The organism is Endozoicomonas elysicola, assembly GCF_000710775.1.
Lineage (GTDB): Bacteria > Pseudomonadota > Gammaproteobacteria > Pseudomonadales > Endozoicomonadaceae > Endozoicomonas > Endozoicomonas elysicola.
In genome coordinates, this window is the sequence record NZ_JOJP01000001.1 from 3117491 (window position 1) to 3140205 (window position 22715).

Annotated in this window: 17 protein-coding genes; 10 read left to right on the plus strand and 7 right to left on the minus strand. The window is 47.8% G+C overall.

What is annotated here, in order from left to right:
• Positions 1–89: 89 nt before the first annotated feature.
• The 5 genes from GV64_RS13385 to prpF all read left to right on the plus strand — a co-directional run bounded on the left by GV64_RS13385 (position 90) and on the right by prpF (position 6978).
• Positions 90–767: a GntR family transcriptional regulator gene (locus GV64_RS13385; RefSeq protein ID WP_020583428.1), complete on the plus strand. Its 678-nt coding sequence runs from the start codon at positions 90–92 to the stop codon at positions 765–767.
• Positions 768–818: 51 nt separating this feature from the next.
• Positions 819–1658 carry an isocitrate lyase/PEP mutase family protein gene (locus GV64_RS13390; RefSeq protein WP_020583429.1) on the plus strand — a complete coding sequence of 280 codons (840 nt, stop codon included), beginning with the start codon at positions 819–821 and terminating at the stop codon, positions 1656–1658.
• A 182-nt stretch (positions 1659–1840) separates the two neighbouring features.
• Positions 1841–2968 carry a bifunctional 2-methylcitrate synthase/citrate synthase gene (gene prpC / locus GV64_RS13395; RefSeq protein WP_026258383.1) on the plus strand — a complete coding sequence of 376 codons (1128 nt, stop codon included), beginning with the start codon at positions 1841–1843 and terminating at the stop codon, positions 2966–2968.
• A gap of 103 nt (positions 2969–3071) precedes the next feature.
• Complete coding sequence (gene acnD / locus GV64_RS13400) at positions 3072–5666, plus strand: Fe/S-dependent 2-methylisocitrate dehydratase AcnD (RefSeq protein WP_020583431.1); 2595 nt, start codon at positions 3072–3074, stop codon at positions 5664–5666.
• Positions 5667–5805: 139 nt separating this feature from the next.
• A complete protein-coding gene (prpF, locus tag GV64_RS13405; RefSeq protein WP_020583432.1) occupies positions 5806–6978 on the plus strand; it encodes a 2-methylaconitate cis-trans isomerase PrpF in 1173 nt (390 codons plus the stop codon).
• Between the two features lie 319 nt (positions 6979–7297).
• On the opposite strand, the gene ppsR is transcribed toward prpF, so the two are convergent.
• Complete coding sequence (ppsR, locus tag GV64_RS13410; protein WP_020583433.1) at positions 7298–8119, minus strand: posphoenolpyruvate synthetase regulatory kinase/phosphorylase PpsR; 822 nt, start codon at positions 8117–8119, stop codon at positions 7298–7300.
• A gap of 206 nt (positions 8120–8325) precedes the next feature.
• Between ppsR and ppsA the strand changes: the two genes are divergently transcribed.
• The 5 genes from ppsA to GV64_RS13435 all read left to right on the plus strand — a co-directional run bounded on the left by ppsA (position 8326) and on the right by GV64_RS13435 (position 15493).
• Entirely contained in the window at positions 8326–10701 is a 2376-nt protein-coding gene (ppsA, locus tag GV64_RS13415; RefSeq protein ID WP_020583434.1) for a phosphoenolpyruvate synthase, read from the plus strand.
• Positions 10702–11074: 373 nt separating this feature from the next.
• On the plus strand, positions 11075–11554 hold the full coding sequence (gene rraA / locus GV64_RS13420; RefSeq protein ID WP_020583436.1) for a ribonuclease E activity regulator RraA: 480 nt from the start codon (positions 11075–11077) through the stop codon (positions 11552–11554).
• 306 nt (positions 11555–11860) lie between these two features.
• Positions 11861–13282, plus strand: a complete 1422-nt coding sequence (gene pykF / locus GV64_RS13425) for a pyruvate kinase PykF (protein WP_026258384.1) — start codon at positions 11861–11863, stop codon at positions 13280–13282.
• 204 nt (positions 13283–13486) lie between these two features.
• Entirely contained in the window at positions 13487–14035 is a 549-nt protein-coding gene (locus GV64_RS13430; RefSeq protein WP_020583438.1) for a heme NO-binding domain-containing protein, read from the plus strand.
• Positions 14036–14041: 6 nt separating this feature from the next.
• Positions 14042–15493, plus strand: a complete 1452-nt coding sequence (locus tag GV64_RS13435) for an ATP-binding protein (RefSeq protein WP_020583439.1) — start codon at positions 14042–14044, stop codon at positions 15491–15493.
• A 20-nt stretch (positions 15494–15513) separates the two neighbouring features.
• Here GV64_RS13435 and GV64_RS13440 read toward each other — a convergent pair whose 3' ends face one another.
• From GV64_RS13440 to GV64_RS13465, 6 genes are all read right to left on the minus strand, one after another.
• Positions 15514–16512, minus strand: a complete 999-nt coding sequence (locus GV64_RS13440; RefSeq protein ID WP_020583440.1) for a threonine ammonia-lyase — start codon at positions 16510–16512, stop codon at positions 15514–15516.
• 127 nt (positions 16513–16639) lie between these two features.
• Positions 16640–18427, minus strand: a complete 1788-nt coding sequence (locus GV64_RS13445; RefSeq protein WP_152554056.1) for a hypothetical protein — start codon at positions 18425–18427, stop codon at positions 16640–16642.
• A gap of 134 nt (positions 18428–18561) precedes the next feature.
• The gene (locus GV64_RS13450) at positions 18562–20223 is read right to left on the minus strand and encodes a sulfatase-like hydrolase/transferase (RefSeq protein WP_020583442.1); all 1662 of its coding nucleotides are present in this window, start codon (positions 20221–20223) and stop codon (positions 18562–18564) included.
• Between the two features lie 23 nt (positions 20224–20246).
• Complete coding sequence (locus tag GV64_RS13455; protein ID WP_020583443.1) at positions 20247–21065, minus strand: SDR family NAD(P)-dependent oxidoreductase; 819 nt, start codon at positions 21063–21065, stop codon at positions 20247–20249.
• Positions 21066–21086: 21 nt separating this feature from the next.
• On the minus strand, positions 21087–21476 hold the full coding sequence (locus GV64_RS13460) for a DUF4260 domain-containing protein (RefSeq protein ID WP_020583444.1): 390 nt from the start codon (positions 21474–21476) through the stop codon (positions 21087–21089).
• Positions 21473–22693, minus strand: coding sequence for an NADH:flavin oxidoreductase (locus GV64_RS13465; RefSeq protein WP_020583445.1), 1221 nt, complete (start codon positions 22691–22693; stop codon positions 21473–21475). Before GV64_RS13465 ends, GV64_RS13460 begins: the two co-directional genes overlap by 4 nt.
• Positions 22694–22715 lie beyond the last annotated feature (22 nt).

A 22715-nucleotide genomic window follows, 5' to 3' on the forward strand; every position in this document is an offset into this window, starting at 1 on the left:
AATTGTTTACAATATAGGTAGAAATACTGATAAAAGTTCGGTATAAATGCCTCGAGCTAAAATATTGTCAACAATATTCAATGATGCCTATGACCTCAATAGAACCAACAATTCGCCTTACTCAGGCCAGCGAAGTTACTGAGGTTCTGGTTCAGGACATTATCAGTGGCCAGTTGCCAGAGGGAAGTCGGATTTCTGAGCCAGAGCTTTCACGGCGTTATGGCATCGGTCGTGGGCCACTGCGTGAAGCCATTCTAAGGCTTGAGGGCATGGGGCTCGTGGTTCGAGCACCGCATGTGGGTGCCAGAGTTGTCACACTGACAAGGCAGGAACTTTCGGAAATCTTTGCCATTCGAGAAGCTCTGGAAGGCATTGCTGCCCGGGAAGCGGCAAGAAACATGACCAATGAAGACCTTATTGATCTGGGTCAACTCATTGAAAGTCATGCCCGTTATGTTGATGCACATAATGGTGAAGCCTACATGGATCAGGAAGGTGACTATGACTTTCACTATCGCATCATCAAAGCATCCGGTAACAAACGACTAATCAGAGCACTTTGCGATGAGCTATACCATCTGGTTCGCATTTACCGGCGATCATCCAATTCTGCCGCAAGACCTGAACAGGCGCTGACAGAACACCAGATGATATATAAAGCACTCAAGGATCGAGATGGTGAATTGGCTGAGATTCTCATGCGCCGACATATCGCCCGAGCACGCCGGGAAATTGAGGCCGCCATCGAGCAGCAACAGAACGAGTAATGCTGTTGTTAAAACTCTTAATAACAAGAAGTAAGAATCAGAGGTAACACAATGAATCAAAAGAATAATGCATTAGATCGACTGATCGCCGAGCAGGGCATTGTTACCGCTCCCGGTGTCTACGATGGTATTTCTGCACGCCTGGGTGAAGAAGCCGGTTTCTCTGCATTATACGCCAGTGGTGGTGCGATCGCTCGTAGTACTGGTGTTCCTGATATAGGTCTGCTGACGCTGACAGAAGTGGTTGATCGTGTTCGTCAGATTGTTGAAGCCACAACATTGCCTGTTATTGCCGACGCTGATACCGGTTTTGGTAATGAGGTGAATGTTAAGCGGACAGTAGAACTGTTCCGTAATGCCGGCGTCAGTGCTTTCCACCTGGAAGATCAGGAATTTCCCAAGCGTTGCGGTCATCTCGATGGTAAGTCTCTGGTGTCTCTTGAAGAGATGTGTAAAAAAGTCTCTGTTGCCAAAAAATACGCTGGTGATGTAACCGTGATCGCCCGTACTGATGCGATTGCCGTCAGCGGCTTTGACGATGCTATTGATCGCGCCAGAGCTTACGTCGATGCCGGTGCCGACATGTTGTTTGTTGAAGCGCCACAAACCATTGAACAGATCGAAGAGATAGCCCGACAGGCTCCTGGCCCCAAGCTGATTAACATGTTTTACAGTGGTAAAACGCCACTGGTGCCCACAGAAGATCTCAAAGCGATGGGCTATCAGCTGATCATCATTCCATCGGATCTGCAAAGAGCCGCTGTAACGGCCATGCGAGAAGTGTTGAACGTTATCAAGCGTGATGGGAACAGTGGTGCCATTGCTGACGGCATGATGACCTTCCAGGAGCGTGAGCAACTGGTTAAAACCAAAGAGTTCCTGAACCCATAAATTGATCACTGCTGGTACTTCATCATTAAGTGATCACCAGCTTTATAGTCAATTTGAGGGAAGTCTTTTTTACAGGGAATCACAATAATTCCCGGGTACCGGCTGATGAGATGGGTAGCCTGGCTACTCTTCTGGTGCCTGACACTCAGCAAGTGAACGAAATAAAAAAACGGAGAAGTTCCATGGCAGAGAAGAAATTAAGTGGTGCTGGTCTGCGTGGCCAGTCAGCTGGTGAAACCGCACTGTGTACTGTTGGCCAAACCGGATCAGGCCTGACTTACCGTGGATACGATATCAAAGAACTGGCGGATAAAGCTCAGTTTGAAGAAGTTGCTTATCTCTTGCTTTACGGCAAACTGCCCAATCAAACCGAACTGGACGGCTACAAAGCCAAGCTGAAAGGCCTCCGCTCTCTGCCCGCTGCATTGAAAACAGTTCTGGAACAGATTCCTGCCGATGCTCATCCAATGGATGTTATGCGCACCGGCTGCTCAATGCTGGGCAACCTGGAAACCGAACAGGATTTCTCAGAACAGAACGATCACATTGATCGCATGCTGGCTGTATTCCCAGGCATGATTAACTACTGGTACAACTTCAGCCACAACGGTGTTCGGGTTGATGTTGATACCGATGCTGATTCCATTGCTGAGCAGTTCCTATGGACTCTGCACAACAAAAAGCCTGAGCCTCTGCATGTTCAGGTAATGCACGCCTCTCTTGTACTGTACGCTGAGCATGAGTTCAATGCTTCAACATTTACCGGCCGTGTTTGTGCTTCAACGCTCTCCGATATTCACAGCTGTGTAACCGGTGCAATCGGCTCTCTGCGTGGCCCATTGCATGGTGGTGCCAACGAAGCGGCCATGGAAATGATCGAGAACTGGCGCTCTCCAGAAGAAGCTGAAGACAAAATCATGGGCATGCTGGCCCGTAAAGATAAGATAATGGGTTTTGGTCATGCTATTTATCGTGAATCGGACCCACGGAATGCCATCATCAAAGAATGGTCACAAAAACTGTCTGAGCAGGTGGGTGATGAGTACCTGTATGCGGTTTCCGAGCGCGTTGAAGCCGTTATGTGGCGTGAGAAGAAACTGTTCTGTAATGCGGACTTCTTCCATGCCTCAGCCTATAACTTTATGGGTATTCCCACCAAGTTGTTTACCCCGATCTTTGTCTGTTCACGGGTAGCAGGCTGGACCGCCCACGTTATGGAGCAGCGAGCTAACAACCGTATCATCCGTCCATCTGCAGACTATACCGGACCAGAGAGTGCGGAATGGGTAGCGATTGAAGACCGCGATTAACCACAAAGGTCACAAGGTGCACAGAGAAGAACGTTATCTTTGTGCTCTTTGTGTTCTTCGTGGTTCATAACAATAAATTTCTTGCCCGGTGGACGTTCGACGTATGAACACTGATTTTCGTAAAGCCTTACCCGGCACCCAGCTGGATTACTATGACACCCGTGAAGCCGTGGAAGCGATTCAGCCGGGCGCCTATAAAACCTTACCCTATACCTCCCGAGTACTGGCTGAGCAACTGGTTCGCCGCTGTGACCCGGAAACGCTGACCGATTCCCTGAAGCAGATCATTGAGCGCAAGCGAGATCTGGATTTTCCCTGGTATCCTGCCCGTGTTGTCTGTCATGACATTCTTGGACAGACCGCTCTCGTTGACCTTGCCGGCCTGAGAGATGCCATTGCGGAGCAGGGTGGGGACCCTTCTAAAGTTAACCCGGTTGTTCCTACCCAGTTGATCGTTGACCACTCCCTGGCCGTTGAGCACGGTGGTTTCGATCCGGATGCGTTTGAAAAGAACCGGGCGATTGAAGATCGTCGTAACGAAGATCGTTTTCACTTCATTGAATGGACCAAAACCGCCTTTGAAAATGTGGATGTGATTCCTGCCGGCAATGGCATTATGCACCAGATCAATCTGGAGAAAATGTCTCCGGTTATTCAGGCTCGCGATGGCATTGCCTATCCGGATACCTGTGTCGGTACCGACAGCCATACGCCACACGTCGATGCCCTGGGCGTTATCGCCATTGGTGTCGGTGGCCTTGAAGCTGAAACCGTGATGTTGGGTCGCCCTTCCATGATGCGCCTACCGAATATCGTCGGTGTTGAATTGGTGGGCAAGCGCCAACCCGGTATTACTGCCACCGATATCGTTTTGGCGTTAACCGAATTTCTGAGAAAAGAGCGCGTAGTCTCTGCTTATCTTGAGTTCTTTGGTGAAGGTGCTGCCAATCTGACCATTGGTGACCGTGCGACCATCTCCAACATGACGCCAGAGTTTGGTGCTTCTGCTGGCATGTTCTATATCGATGAGCAGACCATTGACTACCTCAAGCTGACCGGACGTGAGCCTGAGCAGGTGGCTCTGGTTGAAAATTATGCGAAGACCACCGGGCTCTGGGCGAATGATCTGGAAACCGCTGAATATGAGCGGGTACTGACGTTTGACCTTTCTTCCGTATGTCGAAATATGGCTGGTCCTTCCAATCCACATCGACGTCTGCCAACCTCAGAGCTGCAGAGCCGTGGTGTTGCTGGTGAGTGGGAAGAAAAGAGTGGTGAAATGCCTGATGGTGCCATCATCATCGCAGCCATTACCAGCTGTACCAATACCAGTAATCCCCGTAATGTTGTGGCCGCCGGTCTGGTTGCACGCAAAGCCAATGAGCTGGGCCTTATTCGTAAGCCATGGGTGAAATCCTCTTTTGCTCCTGGCTCAAAAGTTGCCAAACTTTATCTTGAGGAAGCTGGTCTTCTCTCGGAGATGGAAAAGCTGGGCTTTGGCATTGTTGCCTACGCCTGTACTACTTGTAATGGCATGAGTGGTGCCCTTGATCCCGAGATTCAACAGGAAGTGATTGATCGTGATCTCTATGCAACCGCTGTCCTGTCCGGTAACCGTAACTTTGATGGCCGTATTCATCCTTATGCCAAGCAGGCTTTCCTTGCATCACCACCGCTGGTTGTTGCCTATGCCATTGCCGGTACCGTGCGCTTTGATATTGAAAAGGACGTACTGGGTACAGATAACAAGGGTAATCCCGTTACTCTGAAAGATATCTGGCCCAGCGATGAAGAGATTGATGCGATTGTTGCTGAATCCGTGAAGCCTGAGCAGTTTAAGCAGGTTTACATTCCGATGTTCGATTTGGGTAAAGCCGAAGAGGCAGAGAGCCCACTGTACGACTGGAAGCCAATGAGTACCTATATCCGCCGCCCCCCTTATTGGGAAGGCGCTTTGGCGGGTGAGCGCACGTTGAAGGGTATGCGCCCTCTGGCGGTATTGGGTGACAATATCACCACAGACCATCTTTCACCTTCCAATGCGATTATGGCCAGCAGTGCTGCCGGAGAGTACCTGGCAAAAATGGGCTTGCCTGAAGAAGACTTTAACTCTTATGCAACCCACAGGGGTGATCACCTCACCGCCCAGAGAGCGACATTTGCCAATCCAAAGCTCCTAAATGAGATGTGTCTCGACGCCAATGGCGAGGTTAAACAGGGTTCTCTGGCACGGGTTGAGCCTGAAGGCAAAGAAACCCGGATGTGGGAAGCCATTGAAACCTATATGGAGCGCAAGCAACCATTGATCATTGTGGCTGGTGCTGACTACGGTCAGGGCTCATCCCGTGACTGGGCGGCCAAAGGGGTTCGTTTGGCAGGCGTAGAAGCGATTGCAGCCGAAGGTTTTGAGCGTATTCACCGGACCAACCTGGTGGGTATGGGGGTGCTGCCTCTTGAGTTTAAAGCAGGTACTACCCGTAAAACACTGGGTCTGGATGGCACTGAAATTTACGATGTGCTGGGTGAGCCTACACCGGGTGCAACGCTGGCTCTGCTGATCCACCGTAACAATGGAGAAACATTGGAAGTGCCTGTGACCTGCCGACTTGATACTGCAGAAGAAGTATCTGTCTATGCGGCAGGTGGTGTTCTGCAGCGATTTGCCAAGGATTTCCTGGAGTCAGAGGCGGTAGCCTGAGCAAACCCTTCTCCTTGCTCCCATGCCATACGTGGGAGCTTTGGTATGCATTCTCATGCAACGGGGTTGTCGCAAAAGATGCGAGCGCAGCCCTTTTGCGACAAGCTCGCAACGTGTGGGAACGAGAGAGAATACGGATATGATTTATTCCCCCCAGATAAAAGTTCCTGCTACCTACATGCGTGGGGGCACCAGTAAAGGTGTCTTTTTCAATCTCACCGATTTACCCGAAGCTGCACAGGTACCGGGTGAAGCTCGTGATGCATTGTTACTTCGGGTGATTGGCAGCCCTGATCCCTACGGTAAGCAAATCGATGGTATGGGCGGGGCAACGTCCAGTACCAGCAAAACCGTGATTCTTTCAAAAACCAGTCAGCCAGATCACGATGTGGACTACCTGTTTGGACAGGTGTCTATTGATAAGTCCTTTGTTGATTGGAGCGGCAACTGCGGTAACCTCACAGCGGCTGTTGGTGCTTTTGCCATCAGTAGTGGCCTGGTTGATGCCGAACGGATACCTGATAATGGCATTGCAATGGTAAGAATCTGGCAGGCCAATATCAAGAAAACCATTATTGCCAATGTGCCCATCACGGATGGTGCGGTTCAGGAAACCGGTGACTTTGTTCTTGATGGCGTGACCTTTCCGGCGGCTGAAGTTCAGGTTGAGTTTCTGGATCCGGCGGATGGTGAGGGCGCCATGTTCCCAACCGGTCATCTCGTGGATAATCTTGAAGTGCCGGGCGTCGGAACATTGAAAGCCACCATGATCAATGCCGGTATTCCCACTATTTTCGTCAATGCAGAAGAGATTGGTTACCAGGGAACCGAACTGCAGGAAGCCATTAATGGTGATGCAAAAGCACTGGCCATGTTTGAGAGCATTCGAGCTCACGGTGCTATTCGGATGGGATTGATCAGTAATATCGAAGAAGCGGCTACCCGACAGCATACGCCAAAAGTTGCCTTTGTCTCCAAGCCAAAAAGTTACCTTTCTTCCAGCGGTAAAGAAGTCTCTGAAGGTGATGTGGATCTGCTGGTTCGGGCACTCTCTATGGGTAAACTGCACCATGCCATGATGGGTACCGCTGCAGTGGCCATTGGGACTGCTGCAGCGATTCCCGGAACCCTGGTTAATCTGGCCGCTGGTGGTGGCGAAAAGAACGCCGTTCGCTTTGGTCATCCTTCCGGTACATTAAAGGTGGGTGCTGAAGCAGCATTGCAAGATGGTCAGTGGTCTGTGACCAAAGCCATTATGAGTCGCAGTGCCAGAGTTTTAATGGAAGGCTGGGTGCGAGTGCCAGTCGATTAAGCACAGGTTGTCTTATCAATAACGCCACCCTGTCTTGATATGTTTATAGTCTGGGCAGGGTGCGATTCTTTTCTTTTAGGCGTTGGACAATTGGACACTTGAAATGACAGATCACCCTGACACAGATGCCAGCGTACTTAAAAGCTGGGAGCTTTAGATTGGTTTTCATGATAATAAATCGAGGGTGAATGTCTAAATAAGTGTCATGGCTATAAAAAAGCGGATGATAAGAGAAATCTGCTCTACTATATTGATTGATCTGTATCAGATCATTCTGCTGCCTAATGAGAATATTTCATTAGGCAGCAGAATCGGCTTCCTATTTCAGTCGCCTCACTAAATTAGCCTGATCCATTATCCGTGTCGCAATCTCTTCGACAGAAAACTCCGTCGTATCGATATAACTGATCTGCTCCTGCCTATAAATCTGTTCTACGGCATGTACCTCATACTGGCACTGTCTTGCTGATGAATAACGGCTGTTAGGACGGCGTTCATTTCGAATTCCTGCCAATCGAACCGGGTTAATCGTCAGACCAAACAGTCGCTCTTTATGAGGTTTGAGCACATCTGGAAGTTTTGTCCCTTTATCAAGGTCATCCTCTGTAATAGGGTAATTTGCCGCAAAAATGCCAAACTGCAATCCTAGGTAAATGCAGGTTGGTGTTTTTCCGGAACGTGAAGCCCCCAACAGAATGATATCTGCCTTTTCATAGTGCCTGAATCGTGCGCCATCATCGTTATCCAAAGCAAACTGAACCGCTTCAATACGGCGGTGGTAACTGTCACTGCTGGTGGTAGAGCGCTTCTTGCCAACGGTGTAAAGAGGGTGGGATTCCAGTTCAATCTCCAAACCAGGCAAAAACGTCGAAAAAAGGTCGATAATATAGGCACCACTGGTATGCATTAACTGACTGACTTCTTCATTCAGAACTGTCATGAAAATAATGGGCTGAACCTTCTCAGCCTGGTGGGCTTCAGTGATCTGCATGAGTGCTTTTACTGCTTTTTCCCGTGTATCTATATAGGGCAGCGTGTGATGACAAAACGTCGGGCCAGAAAATTGGGCGAGTAAGCTCTGGCCAAAGGACTCAGCCGTTATGCCGGTTCCATCTGAGATGAAAAATACCGATCTTTCCACAAAATGACTCCCCGATGAAAACGGATGTTAAAAAATACTTCCAATTAATAACAATATCTAACAAACTATACCGGAATCTTTCCAGTAATATAACCATTGTCGTCTGCTTTTGCTGTGCAACCCCCAATGATTCAATGGCATATGCATAAACTGGAATTGGCAGTGATCAATCTGATCTTTTATTAGAGAAACGTTGGGAGAATGGCTTGAACAGTTCATCTTTACCAGAGTTTGTGGTCAGTCTGGATGCTTTGGGCAATGGCGATGTCGATAAGGTTGGCGGTAAAAATGCCTCTCTGGGTGAAATGCTGAGCCATCTGGGCAAGGCGGGCGTTAGCGTGCCTGGCGGTTTTGCTACAACAGCTGCAGCTTATCGGGACTTTCTGGATGGTTCCGGATTGTATGACCGGATTCACACACTGCTGGATGAACTGGATATTGATGATATTCAGCAACTGACCCAGGGCGGTGCCAAAATTCGCCAATGGATTATGGATGAGCCATTCAGGCCAGAGTTTGAGGAAGCTATTGTTAACAGCTATCGAGAGCTTTGTGGTGATCAAAAGGAGCTTGCCGTTGCAGTGCGCTCTTCAGCAACAGCTGAAGACTTGCCCGATGCCTCTTTTGCCGGTCAACAGGAAACCTTTCTTAATATTCGCGGTGAGCAAAATGTGCTCAGGGCGGTTCGAGAGGTCTTTGCTTCACTGTTTAACGACCGTGCTATTTCATACCGTGAGCATCAGGGCTTTGACCATCGTGATGTTGCACTGTCTGCAGGTATTCAGCGGATGGTGCGCAGTGAAACGGGCTCTGCCGGAGTTATGTTCACTCTGGATACTGAATCAGGCTTCCGGGATGCAGTGTTTATCACGTCATCCTACGGTTTGGGTGAAACGGTGGTTCAGGGGGCCGTAAACCCGGATGAGTTTTATGTCTACAAGCCTGCCCTGGAAGCCGGGCGTTCTGCCATTTTGAGGCGGAATATGGGCAGTAAAGCGATTCAAATGGTCTACGGCGATGCGGGGGAGACCGGTAGATCCGTTCAAACGGTTGATGTAGATCTGGCTGAACGGAATAAGTTTTCTATTAATGACCAGGATGTCCTCGAGCTTGCCCGACAAGCAATGGCCATTGAGGCGCACTATGGGTGCCCTATGGATATTGAATGGGCCAAAGATGGTGATGATCAGCAGCTTTATGTTGTTCAGGCAAGGCCGGAAACCGTACAGAGTCGAACCGAGTCGAGAACGCTTGAACGTTATCGTTTGCTTGAACAGGGTCATGTTCTGGCGGAAGGTAGGAGCATTGGTCAGCGTATTGGTCAGGGCAGAGTCTGTATGGTTGACGATCTGGCGGATATGGATCGTGTCAAAGTGGGTGATGTGCTGGTTACGGATATGACGGATCCGGACTGGGAACCTGTCATGAAACGTGCCTCAGCCATTGTCACCAACCGCGGTGGGCGTACCTGCCACGCAGCTATTATCGCCAGAGAGCTTGGTATTCCAGCGGTCGTAGGTTGTGGTGATGCAACTGATCGACTGAAAGATGGTCAGGCTGTCACGGTTTCCTGTGCTGAAGGGGATACCGGCTTTATCTATGAAGGTGAGCTACCGTTTGAGCACCAGAAGAAAGACTTGGATCAGATGCCAGAGCTGCCATTCAAGATCATGATGAATGTGGGTAATCCTGACCGGGCTTTCAGTTTCTCCCGACTGCCAAATGCTGGTGTAGGTCTCGCTCGACTGGAATTCATTATCAACAAAATGATTGGCGTTCACCCCAAGGCGTTGCTGAACTACGGCAGCATGCCCGATGCCGTCAAACAGCAGATTGATGAACGCATGGCAGGCTATGGGGATCCTGTTGATTTTTACGTCGAGAAACTGGTTGAAGGTGTAGCGTCTATTGCTGCAGCTTTTGCTCCGGAAAAGGTCATTGTCCGCCTTTCCGACTTTAAATCTAACGAATACGCCAACCTTATTGGCGGCAAGATTTATGAGCCCCATGAAGAGAACCCGATGCTGGGCTTCCGCGGTGCTTCACGCTACATTTCAGAATCCTTCAGAGACTGTTTCGAATTGGAATGCCGGGCCATGAAGCGGGTGAGAGAAGAGTTCGGTCTGACCAATGTTGAACTGATGGTGCCATTCGTTAGGACGCCGGATGAAGCTCATCAAGTTATCAAGATCATGTCAGACTTTGGGCTCCGTCGTGGCGAAAATGAGCTCAGGATCATCATGATGTGTGAGCTGCCGTCCAATGCGCTTCTGGCTGATGAGTTTCTTAACTATTTTGATGGCTTTTCCATTGGCTCTAATGACATGACGCAGCTGACGCTGGGATTGGATCGTGATTCTGGGCTAATCGCCCATCTGTTTGATGAGCGTAACCCCGCCGTTAAACAGTTACTGTCTATGGCCATTCAGGCTTGTCGCCGGCAGGGTAAATACATTGGTATCTGTGGTCAGGGACCCAGTGACCATCCCGATCTTGCCCGCTGGTTAATGGAAGAGGGGATTGATACAGTCTCTTTAAATCCGGACTCAGTCCTGGAAACCTGGCTCTATCTGGCTGAATGAGTTCTCAGGGCCTGTTGACGTTTCGTTGCGTGCTCAGCGTATCAGGGCGCTCCTACGGCGAGGCGCGGCATTGCAGGAAGGCTGGTTGCCTTTCAAAATGCCGCAACGAAGTCAGAGGGGCACCCTGATCCGCCCGAAGGGTAGCCCAGAAAAGCACCATCTGCTTTGTCAGGCTTGCTTGATGTAGAATAACTACACGCTGCGCAAGCCTCTCGCGCATATGACGCTTTTCTGGGCCACTGAGAACGCAACGAAACGTCAACAGGCCCTAGCCACAAAGATCACTTATCTCACAGAGTTACTCGCTTTTCTTTGTGTTTTTTGTGATCTTTGTGGTTATCATTTCAGTCTGAATTGCCTTGGGAGAATAATAATGACTTTTACCACCCCTGATCTCTGCGATGATTTTTCCGACCGTATACAAGTGGTTGAGCCTGGTTTTAAAAGTTTGGGTGGCACTTCTGTTTTCAGTGGTGAAATTGTCACCATAAAGTGCCATGAAGATAATTCCATGGTTCGGGAGCAGGTTTTCCGTGATGGTTACGGTAAGGTATTGGTTGTTGATGGAGGAGGCTCCCTGAGAAAAGCGCTGTTGGGCGATATGCTGGCAGAGCAGGCAGTTAGTAATGGCTGGCAGGGCATCATCGTTTATGGTTGTATTAGAGATGTGGAAGTTATCTCTCAATTGCCACTTGGTGTTCAGGCGTTAGCGACTCACCCAATGAAAACTGATAAAAAGGGTCTTGGTGAAGTGAATCTTCCGGTTCGCTTCCATGGTACGGACTTTGTTCCTGGTCATTTCCTTTATGCTGACTTAAATGGCATTGTTGTTTCTTCTGAGCGTCTCGCTTAATTCTCACTTACCCTGTTTCAAGTTATATCTATAGGAACACGAAACGGGGTGATTTCTGACCTGTCATAAATAACGATTCTTTCTATAATAAGCCATTGTTTCACAAGCCTTTTCATAAGTTATTATCATTGATGATTAATTAAACACTTCTTCGGAAATTACTGATCTAAAACGACGAATTTCTTGTAAAAAGGCGAAGGTTTTCTTTCGTTTTTGCGGTAATATCCGCCCCCATTGAAGCGTCGGGAACTATTTTTACCTGACAGCCAACCATCCCAGAACCCCCCTCTGACGGAGAAAGTTCCAGTGAGAAAGACCAAGATCGTCTGTACCATCGGCCCTAAGTCTGAATCCCATGAAATGCTGACCAAACTGGTCGACAATGGCATGAATGTGATGCGACTGAACTTCTCCCATGGTAATTTTGACGAGCATGGTGCCCGTATTGCCAGCCTGCGTAAAGTAATGGTTGAAACCGGTAAGCGTGTTGCCATTCTTCTGGATACCAAAGGCCCTGAGATCCGTACCGTTAAGCTGCAGAATGGCGATGATGTCATGCTGACTGCTGGACAGGAATTTACTCTGACTACCGACATCTCAGTGGTTGGTGACAACACCCGTGTTGCAGTTACCTATGCTGGCCTGACGGATGATCTGAAGCCAGGTAACACAGTTCTGCTGGATGATGGATTAATTGAACTGACTGTGAAAGAAGTCAAGGCTCATGAAATCGTCTGCGAAGTTAAAAACAATGGCGAGCTGGGTGAAAACAAAGGTGTAAACCTACCTGGTGTTAAGGTTAACCTACCAGCGCTGTCTGAAAAAGATAAGGCTGACCTGGTATTTGGTTGTGAGCAGGGCGTTGATTTTGTAGCGGCTTCCTTCATCCGTAAAGCGAGCGATGTTAAAGAAATTCGTGAACTGCTGGATGCCAACGGTGGTCAGGAAATTCAGATTATTTCCAAAATCGAAAACCAGGAAGGCGTTGATAACTTTGACGAAATTCTGGCCGTCTCCGACGCTATTATGGTTGCTCGTGGTGATCTGGGCGTAGAAATTCCTGTTGATCAGGTTATCTTTGCCCAGAAGATGATGATCAATAAGTGTAACCATGCCCGTAAGCCAGTTATTACTGCGACGCAGATGCTGGATTCCATGATCAAGAATCCTCGTCCAACCCGTGCGGAAGCCGGTGACGTAGCGAATGCTATTCTTGACGGTACCGATGCGGTTATGCTGTCCGGTGAGAGTGCCAAGGGTAAGTATCCAGCTGAATCTGTCGCGGTAATGGCTACCATCTGTAACAGTACCGATGGCAGCATGGAACTTCGCGTTGAAGAGTTTGATGCTGAGATCGACAACTACCGTAGTATCACTCAGGCAGTTTGCCGTGGTGCCGTGAAGACTGCTGATATTCTGGCAGCAAAGCTGATCATTGTTGCCACTGAACAGGGTAAATCTGCGCGCTCACTGCGCAAGTTCTTCCCTAAAGCTCAGATCCTGGCGCTGACGTCTTCTGAGAAGACCGCTAATCAGCTGAGCCTGAGCAAAGGTATTACAACCAGTCTGGTACCTCAGCAGGAAAATACCGATGCTTTCTACAAGCTGGGTAAAGAGCTGGCTGTTGAGCACGGCTTCGTTAAGTCTGGTGATGTTGTTGTGATGGTTTCTGGTGCTTTGGTTGCATCTGGAACAACCAATACTTCTTCTGTTCATGTGATCGATTAATCTTTTAAATCCGAAGATTACTTTTCTCTATCTCCCGGGTTACTGATCATCAGCTAACCCGGGTTTTTCATAATTACCCTTCTAATCTCTCCTCTATTTTCTTACTTAAGACTTAATTTCTAACGGTTAACTGCAAAGATCGTAAATACTTCTGCCATTTCTGCCGACAAAAAGAAGCAATACTTAATTTTTGGGCTAGGGCAGATGAAAGGCATAATTTTCACCGAGTTTATAGAGATGGTGGAATCGCGATTTTCCGTTGAAGTTGCAGAACAGGTAATTGAAGCTGCCAATCTCCCATCGGGCGGCAGTTACACATCCCTGGGAACCTACTCTCATCATGAAATCCTGAAGTTAGTTATTAAGCTATCTTCTATCAGCGGTGCTAACCCAGCAGATATGCAGGTAGTCTTCGGAGAATATTTGTTTACCCGGTTTCACGAGGTGCATCCAGAGTTTTTTGATGGTATGGAAGGGTCTTTTGAATTTCTGGGTAAAGTACAGGGCTATATTCATATGGAGGTGCAGAAACTGTATCCAGAGGCTAACCCTCCGAAGTTGGTCTGTAAGCGAATTGACGATAACCATATGGAGTTGTTCTATCAGTCCCATCGCCCATTTGCTCCGCTTGCACTAGGTTTGATTAAAGGTTGCGCTATCCATTTTGGAGAAAATCTGACGATTCATTATGAACCACTTCCAGGCACTGGAGATGGTACCGAGGCTCGTTTTCACCTGACCCTTGAAGGATGATTGTTCATGGACGAAAAGGCATGGGAAAAACGCTATGAGCGAGAGAAAGCAGCCCGACTACAGGCAGAAAGAATTGCAGAAGAAAAAACCAGGGAGATTTTCTATCGCAATCTTGAGTTAAAGAATCTGGCTGAAAATCTGGAGAGGCAGGTTAAGGAGCGCACCACAGAATTGGAAGCCAACAATCATCGTTTGATGGATTCCAGAAATGCGTTAAGGGATCAGCAAAAAGCATTACAGGAAATAAACCAGCGTCTTCATGATAAAGCCGTGGAGCTGGAAAAAGCCAGCCATCACAAATCACAGTTCCTGGCCAATGTTTCCCATGAGCTAAGAACACCACTGAATAGTTTGATGATTCTGGCCAGCATTCTTGCTGATAATCAGGAGGGAAATCTTACATCCGACCAGGTTCAATCCGTTCAGATAATCTTCAATAGTGCCAACGAGTTACTGGAGATTATTGAAGATATACTGGATATGTCGAAAGCAGAGGCTGGTGAACTCAGTATTCATCACGAAGATATTTTGCTGGGTGATATATGGCGAAGTCTTACTGATCAGTTTATGCCCATCAGTAAGGAGAAAGAGGTTAACTTTGAAGTGGTCTGTGCACCCAATCTTCCCGAATGGATACATACGGACCGAAAGCGGCTTAAGCAAGTTTTGAAAAATTTATTATCCAATGCTTTCAAGTTCACGCCCAAAAACGGTTCCGTAAAACTTCTGATCCACAAAGAAGCCTGGCGCCTGGGGAAGGAGTACTCGTCAGAAGGACTGGTTTTTCAAGTTATTGACGATGGTGTAGGGATCCCAATTGAGAAACAGGAGACTGTTTTTCAGATGTTCAAGCAGGCCGATGGAACAACAAGCCGAAAATATGGTGGTACAGGTCTGGGTCTCTCAATTTCACGGAAACTTGCGCGCTTACTTGAGGGAGACCTGACACTGGAGAGTGAAGAAAACAAGGGGGCAACGTTCTCTCTGCTCCTACCGCCATTAACGTTGGTCACCACAGAAGAATCCATTCGAAACGTAAACAGTGACTTTATTATTGTCAGCGAAGAAGAGATAACTGAACCTTTTGCAGGGCAACAGGTGCTACTGGTGGATGATGACCTGAGAAACAGCTTTGCATTATCACGATTATTAGAGAGTTATGGACTCAGAGTGCATCTGGCAGAGAGTGGCCAGCAGGCATTGGAGTTTCTGGAAGAAAATAACCAGATAGAGTTACTTTTACTGGATATGATGATGCCAGTTATGGATGGCTGCGAGGTTCTTAAAAAGCTGAGAAGTAAAGTAGAGTTTCGACTAATGCCCGTGATTATGCTGACAGCCAGTATGTTGAAAGAGGATGAAATGCGCTGTCGTGCTGCAGGTGCGGATGACTATCTGCAGAAGCCTGTGGAAATAAGGGTGCTTATGGATCACATACGAAGCTGGATTACTGCATGAATAGCGTTTTGTGACTTTTGTTATTGTTGTAATAACGAGGCATATTTCTCTCGATCAACATTCCCTCCACTCCCCACAGCGACCACGGTCTCATTTTTAAAGAGTTCTGGTTTTTCCATCAGTGCTGCAATTGCAACAGCACCGCTGGGTTCCAGCACAAGATTCATCTCGCTGAAAGCGAGTCTGACGGCCTCATGAACCTTCTGCGAACTAACTGTAATACCCTTAACGCCGGTCTGAAGGATGATATCCAGGTTAGCAACTCCAGGCTCAAGTGCCATCAAGGCATCACAATCACAAAGAGTATTTCCCGGTGCGCGACTACGTTTGCCATTTTTGAGTGATAGATTCATGCCTTGATAACCATCGACCTCTATGGCCCACACCTGTACATCTTTATCGAATGCCAGGCTTGATCCGGCAACGAGACTACCACCACCTACTGGACAAAGCAGGTGATGACAGTTGTTTTGCATGTCATGAAGCTGCTCCTGAAGCTCTAGTGCGACAGAGGCCTGCCCTACAATAATCTGGTAGTCATCAAAAGGATGTAAGAGGGTTGCGCCATGGGTTTTAGCCAACTCCTGGGCCATGTTGCTTGCGGCTTCCTCTCTGGATGGGGTGTTTGAGTCACAAAGGGTAATATGAGCACCATAATATCTCGCATTTTTAATTTTGGACTCTGGCGCATCATGGGGCATTACAAGGCGAACAGGAATATTAAGTATTTGTCCTGCTGCAGCGAGACCTGCAGCAAAATTTCCTGAGGAGTATGCGGTAACGCCTTGTTCCTTTTGTACTTTGTCGAGATTTAAGAGTCTATAGAGAGCGCCACGGAATTTGAATGCACCAGTAATTTGCAGTGATTCAGCTTTAACCAATACTTCGCCTTGGATTAGGTTACTCAAAAAATCTGATCTTATGAGTGGTGTGGTGCGGACGAATTTCCTGATCTGATCAAAAGCACTGCTGAGTACCTGGTAGTTCGGAAGTGTACTAATAACTGGGACTGCTGACATAACCCTGATAATCAAAAAGTTGACGACGATTGAAAGTATGCAAGCAGCTCCAATGTCACTACGACAGAACTCCCAGCCAACATACAAGATAGTCGATGATTCGAGTTTAGGGTTGCGAGTTGTTCGCTCAGACGATTCTAATTGGGACGTCTCTCATCAAAAAATGTGCCTCGGTGGCAGCCGGTTTTACCATTCGATTGATTATCTCAGTAACAATGGACGGTATTGCTCCACATGAGGTTAATAGTGCAACAGTCATTGGGCAGATCACTGATTTTACTGGCCTGCTTAAGAAGCCAAAGTAAGAGAAGACATCAGCAATGATGGTACCAGCAGCACCAGCTATTGATGTAAACCGGTACGTTTTGCCCATAAGTTCATTCAGGAATTCGGGAATTCTGGCCTCCAGCTGGCTGCCCAGATAATACATGGTTTCACAGATACGTTTGAATAGAGGATTAACTGAGCTGCTCATGTCATTGTTCTGCGATTGCTCACCGCACTGGACCAGGCCGTCAATCAAGCCAATGCTTCCCATGACAATTATTGCCGCCATGGCAAATTCAGGATGGCCAAGATAACTGGCAATATCTGCACTTACCGTGCCTGCTGTTGCGTGGATTGCAACACGTTGTAATATCACTTTGATTACTTTTTTCGCATCCAGAGTTAAATCTTCGTTATCTACAGTTGTTTGTCTTAGTCCTTTGCAGGTAAGCACCGCTGCTAATATTGTTGGAAGAATAATAGTTAAAGGGCAGATAATTGGTTGAATAAACTCTGCATTCAAGATGCCTGCATCATTCATATGAGAAAGCAGGTCTGCCGGTACAGTAGATGCTGCTGCTATCCATGAACAGTTGTAATATAACTGCTTAAAAGCACTGATTGATGCGCCTGGTATACACTCCCGAATACTAAGCAGGCTTTGATGCACCCAGTTGCAGAATGAAAGCACATAGGAACTGCACTCCCTGTTTTTTTCACCAATCTTATAAGCACCATCGGTCAATCCAACGAATGACATGATTAAGATAGAAGCGCCAGCATAATATGGATGATTGAGATAGTTCAGTGAATCGGCAAGAGCAGTGCTTGATGCTGCATGACGGAACCAGCGTTTGATAGCAATCAAAATGATATCATCTACCGTTAATTTTTGTTTATCGCGCTCATTACTGGCATTAAGGCTATCCAGAAAGTTAGTAACCGTATCGGTTGAAGCTTGTGACACACTTTGTTGACGCATAGCAGGTGTGCTGCAGCTGCTTAGTAAAGAAATGCTTTCAGCGCTGCTCTCAGGCATCAGTAAATGGCTCGCTCCTGAGCCAGAAGTGTGGGCTGTTAAGATCGGGAGGCTTGCAAGAGATGAATCTGGATCACTTTCTGAACGCTCAGAATTATCCGGTCTGGGTAGATTACAAATACTATCAGGTAGTATTGGAGCTTCAGATAAGTGGATTCTTTGACTTTTGGTTGAGTCAACTCTGCTTTCTACGATATCGGGGCATGATTTGACTTTTTTTAAGTTACTTTGACCATGGTTGGTGTGGATTTGTCTCTCTGATAAAGAGCAAAGATATGAACCGGGATCACTTTCTGAACGCACAGAATTGTCCAGTCGGGAGGGGTTACAAACACTATTAGATTGTGTTGGGTGTTCATCTAAGCGGATTGTATGACTTATAACTGAGTAAGCGCTGCCCTTTACTATATCGGGGCATGATTTGACTCTTCGCAAGTTACTTTGAACAGAAACGATATCTGAACCGTCTGTTTTTACAATGGTACTGGCTAGAGAAACTGAAGACTCTGTTAAGTCAGAAGGTTTTTTGTATAAAGGTGGGTTAGTTTTTTTTCTGTAAATATCCGGCAGCGATACAGCTCTGGCCTGATTTCCTATTGAAATCGTCATATAACACTAAATCCCCCTAAAATAGCGCACACCTAATGACAAGTAGCCCTCATAGAAAGTTCATCAAATACTTGAGCAGAATAAGAAAGTACAGCAGCACTCACCGATCTGTGCGATGAGTGCAAAGGGAGGGTTTAGTTAAGGCAAGTTTTTCCAATTACCGGAATATCAAGAGGGTCGCAGTTATAAATCAGCCTTCCCCGGTCACCATGGAGATAATCAAGTGAAATTGCCGAACGAGCGGATGGAGCCATACTGGTTGCTGCCTCGTTCTGAAGCTCAGAGAGTGGTCGTGGGTAACTGGCCCAGTCTTTGGGTGGATGCCAGCCTGGTGGTGAGGCGATCCTGGCTCTTGTGCCATTGATTGGATATAGAGCTCGACGATCCAGAATGGCCTGGGCCATTCTGCCAACCCTGCGGGGGTGTTCGCTGGCCAGATTATTGTATTCACCAGGATCGTCCGCAACATTGTAGAGCTCATGGGTTACCGTCGTGGCCAAGGGCTCCATTGTCACCCACTGTACCAGTTTCCAATCACCATCAATGGCAGTAAAGCCGAATGAGTTGTAGATGGGGATTTCGGATGCAAAGAAAATGCTCTCATCCCTGGATATCTCCTTATTCTCCAGCAGGGCAGGCAGCATATTTATGCCATCGAACTCCAGTTCATTTTGAGGCTTAATGCCCGCAGCAGCTGCCAGAGATGGAAAGACATCCATAACCGTCATGGTCTGTTTCAGGTTAGAACCTTCCGGAACTTTCTCAGGCCAGCGGATCAGTGAAACAACCCGAATTCCACCCTCATAAACTTCAGCTTTGCCGCCTCGAAAGGGGGTATTGTCACCACCACCCCGTCCATGAACCCGGGTTGCCCCATTATCGGAGAAAAACAGGACAATCGTGTTATCTGCAATACCTTCTTCCTCAAGAGTATCCAACACCCGGCCAACGGATTGGTCCATGGCATCCACGACTGCAGCATAAAGAGGGCGACGACTCTCAACCCCGGAGAGTTTAGCCAGTTTGGATATTTTATCGGAAGGGCTTCGGGCTGGAGGCCGTTCATCTTTCATGTCGGCGTATTTGGCCACCAGATCATCCGGAGCTGCCAAAGGTTCGTGGGGAGCCAGAAAGGGAAGATAGAGAAAGAAAGGCCGGTTTTTATCCCGGTTCTTAATCCACTCTGAAGTGTGATCTGCCAGCATAAAGGTTTCATAACCTTCCATACCGCCATTCTCACCCTTAACAGTGTTAGCCAGAGACTTACCATTCTCCTGAAAGTCTGCCCCACCCAATGCATTGAAGGGAGGGTAATAACCGACATCGGTATGTAGGTGACCATAAAAATGATCAAACCCACGCTCGTTAGGGTGAAAGACCTGTTGTGAGTGGCCAAGGTGCCATTTTCCAACAATAGCGGTTTGATAGCCCGCAGCCTGGAAGCTTTCCGGCATAAAATGTTCATCCGTATGAACGCCGCCACTATCCCAGGGCAGCAGGACACTGTAGCCAACGCCAAGGCGCATAGGGTCCCGCCCTGTCATCAGTGCCGCACGGGTAGGGGAACAGATTGGGGCAGTATAGAAACGGTCAAGGGTCATGCCTTCTTCTGCAAGGCCATCCAGCGATGGGGTGTCTATACCTGATCCCCTGAAACCGGGGTCTGCATAGCCGATATCATCCGCCACCATAATGATGATATTCGGTTTATCCGGAACCGGTGGATTATTTTCGGCAAGTGCTGGGAGGCTGACAGCAACAGCAGCTGCGAGAGCAGTCTTTATTATTTTTTTCATTAGTAGTGCTCTTTTTAATAGACTCAGGCCGCCCTGGATTGTCTGGCAATTTTCACCATGGGTTTCAGGATAGCAGTCGGTAGTAGTCGTTTAATAATGTCCATAATGATGGCATCTTTACCAATTCTCAGACGGACTTTGTTCTTTTCAATGGCTTCAATAATCTCATTGGCGGCAAATTCCGGAGTAACTCCCATCTTTTGAGCCATTTTGTAGTTTCGTTTCGCAACGGCAATATTGTCAGACTCTTTGAGTGTTGCCTGTATCATTTCGGTTTTAATGCATCCCGGATGGACTGAAGTGACTCCGACACCATCGTCTTTCAACTCAGACCAGAGTGTTTCACTTAATCCTCGAACACCTGCTTTAGTCGCACAGTAGGAACCCTGATTAGGCAGCCCTGTATAGGCAGCCATACTTGAGAGGTTAACAATATGAGCATCTTTGGACTGTTTTAAGGCATTCAGGAAAAAGTGACAACCGTATATCGTTCCCCACAGATTAATATTGATCATCCGCTCCCAGTCAGTCAGCGAGTGGGTCGCCATGCTTTTCTGAATGGTGATGCCAGCATTGTTAATCAATAAATTGATGGTTCCAAACTTTGTAATAACGGCAGTGGCCATCTGTTCCATCTGCTCACGATTGCCAATGTCGGTGGTAAACAACAGAACATCAATACCTGGGCGCTGAACTTGCTTTTTGGTTTCCTCAAGCGCCTGGAGATTGATGTCAATAAGAGCAAGGTGGCAACCGCGACTGGCAAGCTGTTTAGCAAGAGAACGACCCAAACCACCACCAGCACCGGTAATAACGGCAACATGTCCTTTTTTTATTTTCATTGTCAGGTTAACTCAGTCAGATTATTTCAGCAGGGGCGTATCAATTGGTAACTGATTCGTCCCCAGATCGGTGTGGCAGAAGCTGTCTTCATATTTCAGCCCCCAGCCAATCGTACGATCGAATGCGCAGTGGGCTAACCATACAAGGCCGATCTGTTGCGCCATTGGAATCTCAACAGTAAGCCCTACAACCAGCAACAGGGTTGGCCAGATAAAGCAATGCACCAAATTGTAGGTAAAGGCTCCAAATGATTTACTTCTGAGATAGCCCAGTATGGAGAGATCAGGCAGAGCAAAGGTCAGGGCAAAAAACAACCATGAAAAGCCGAAGTAATGGTACAAGTAGAGGCTGCAGGCCAGAACTGCCGTTGCTTCCAATCGTTTCTGAATCGTCGGATCAGTAAACTTCATGCAACCTGTTCCTGCTTGATGTTCAACGGACAGTGAACGCCACCAGGCACTTCGATTGTCGTCACACAACGGTTGCAATGGGTGCAGCCATTTACATAGTTACTTTGCTGAACCATGGCATTTTTGACGTAATCAGGATCTTTAATTAGCGCACGACCAATCTGAACAAAATCGATGCCTTCAGCCATGACCGTTTCCAGGCTTTCCATGGTGTGGCAGCCACCGATATAAACCAGCTGGGCATTTTTTACCCGGTCGCGAACCCGCTTACAGCCTTCCAGAAAATAGAGTTCTTCGTATGGGTATTCCTTGAACATCTTTGGGCCCATGAATTTGAAGGCGGCTTTCATGATGGGGTTGGTTTGCGACTCTGCCATACCCTCAGCAATTGAGTCGCCCCGGAACATGTGCATCACGTTGTAACTACTGGTGCCGCCACTGGTAATCAGGGCGTCTATACCGCCTTTATCAAGATGGGCCGCCACTTCAATGGCTTCATCCCTTGATAAGCCGCCACGAACTGCATCGGTCAGCCCCATTTTCCCAAGAATTGGAAAATCATCACCAACTGCTTTACGAACCGCTTCAAGGGCACGGAGTGGAAGGCGCATACGGTTTTCGAGGCTTCCCCCGTAGCGGTCAGTCCGTTTGTTGGTCTTGGGGCTAATAAACTGGCTCAGACCATAGCCATGACCGAAATGAATTTCGATGGCATCAAAGCCAATCTCCTTCATCATCAACCCAGCCTCATAATAGGTACTGACCATATAGTCGATGTCTTTCTCAGTCATGGCATCAGACCATGGCTTACCAACTGTCAGCCCTAACGGATTGACCATTGCAGTAGGGCCTTTTGGGCGCTTCAACCGCTGGAGTTTACGGTTTTTGGAAAAGTGGCCGCAGTGAGCCATCTGGCCAGAAACTCTGGCGCCTGTAGATTTCAGGTCGGCAAGCATATCGCCCAGAGGCTTACGGACGTAGTCGCCCATATACATCATCTGGTCATTGACCCGACCATCAGGGTCTGTGGTGCAATAACCGATGGTGGTCATGCCAACACCGCCATCACAAAACTGTCGATGAAACTTATGCAAAGCCTCACCGGGAATGCCATCCGGTGTCTTACCTTCAAAGGTGGCAGCCTTGATGATACGGTTACGAAGTTCAAGTGTTCCCAGCTTTGCGGGGCTGAATGCTTTCTGGAGTAGTTGGCTCATTTTCTTATTGTTCTGATTTATG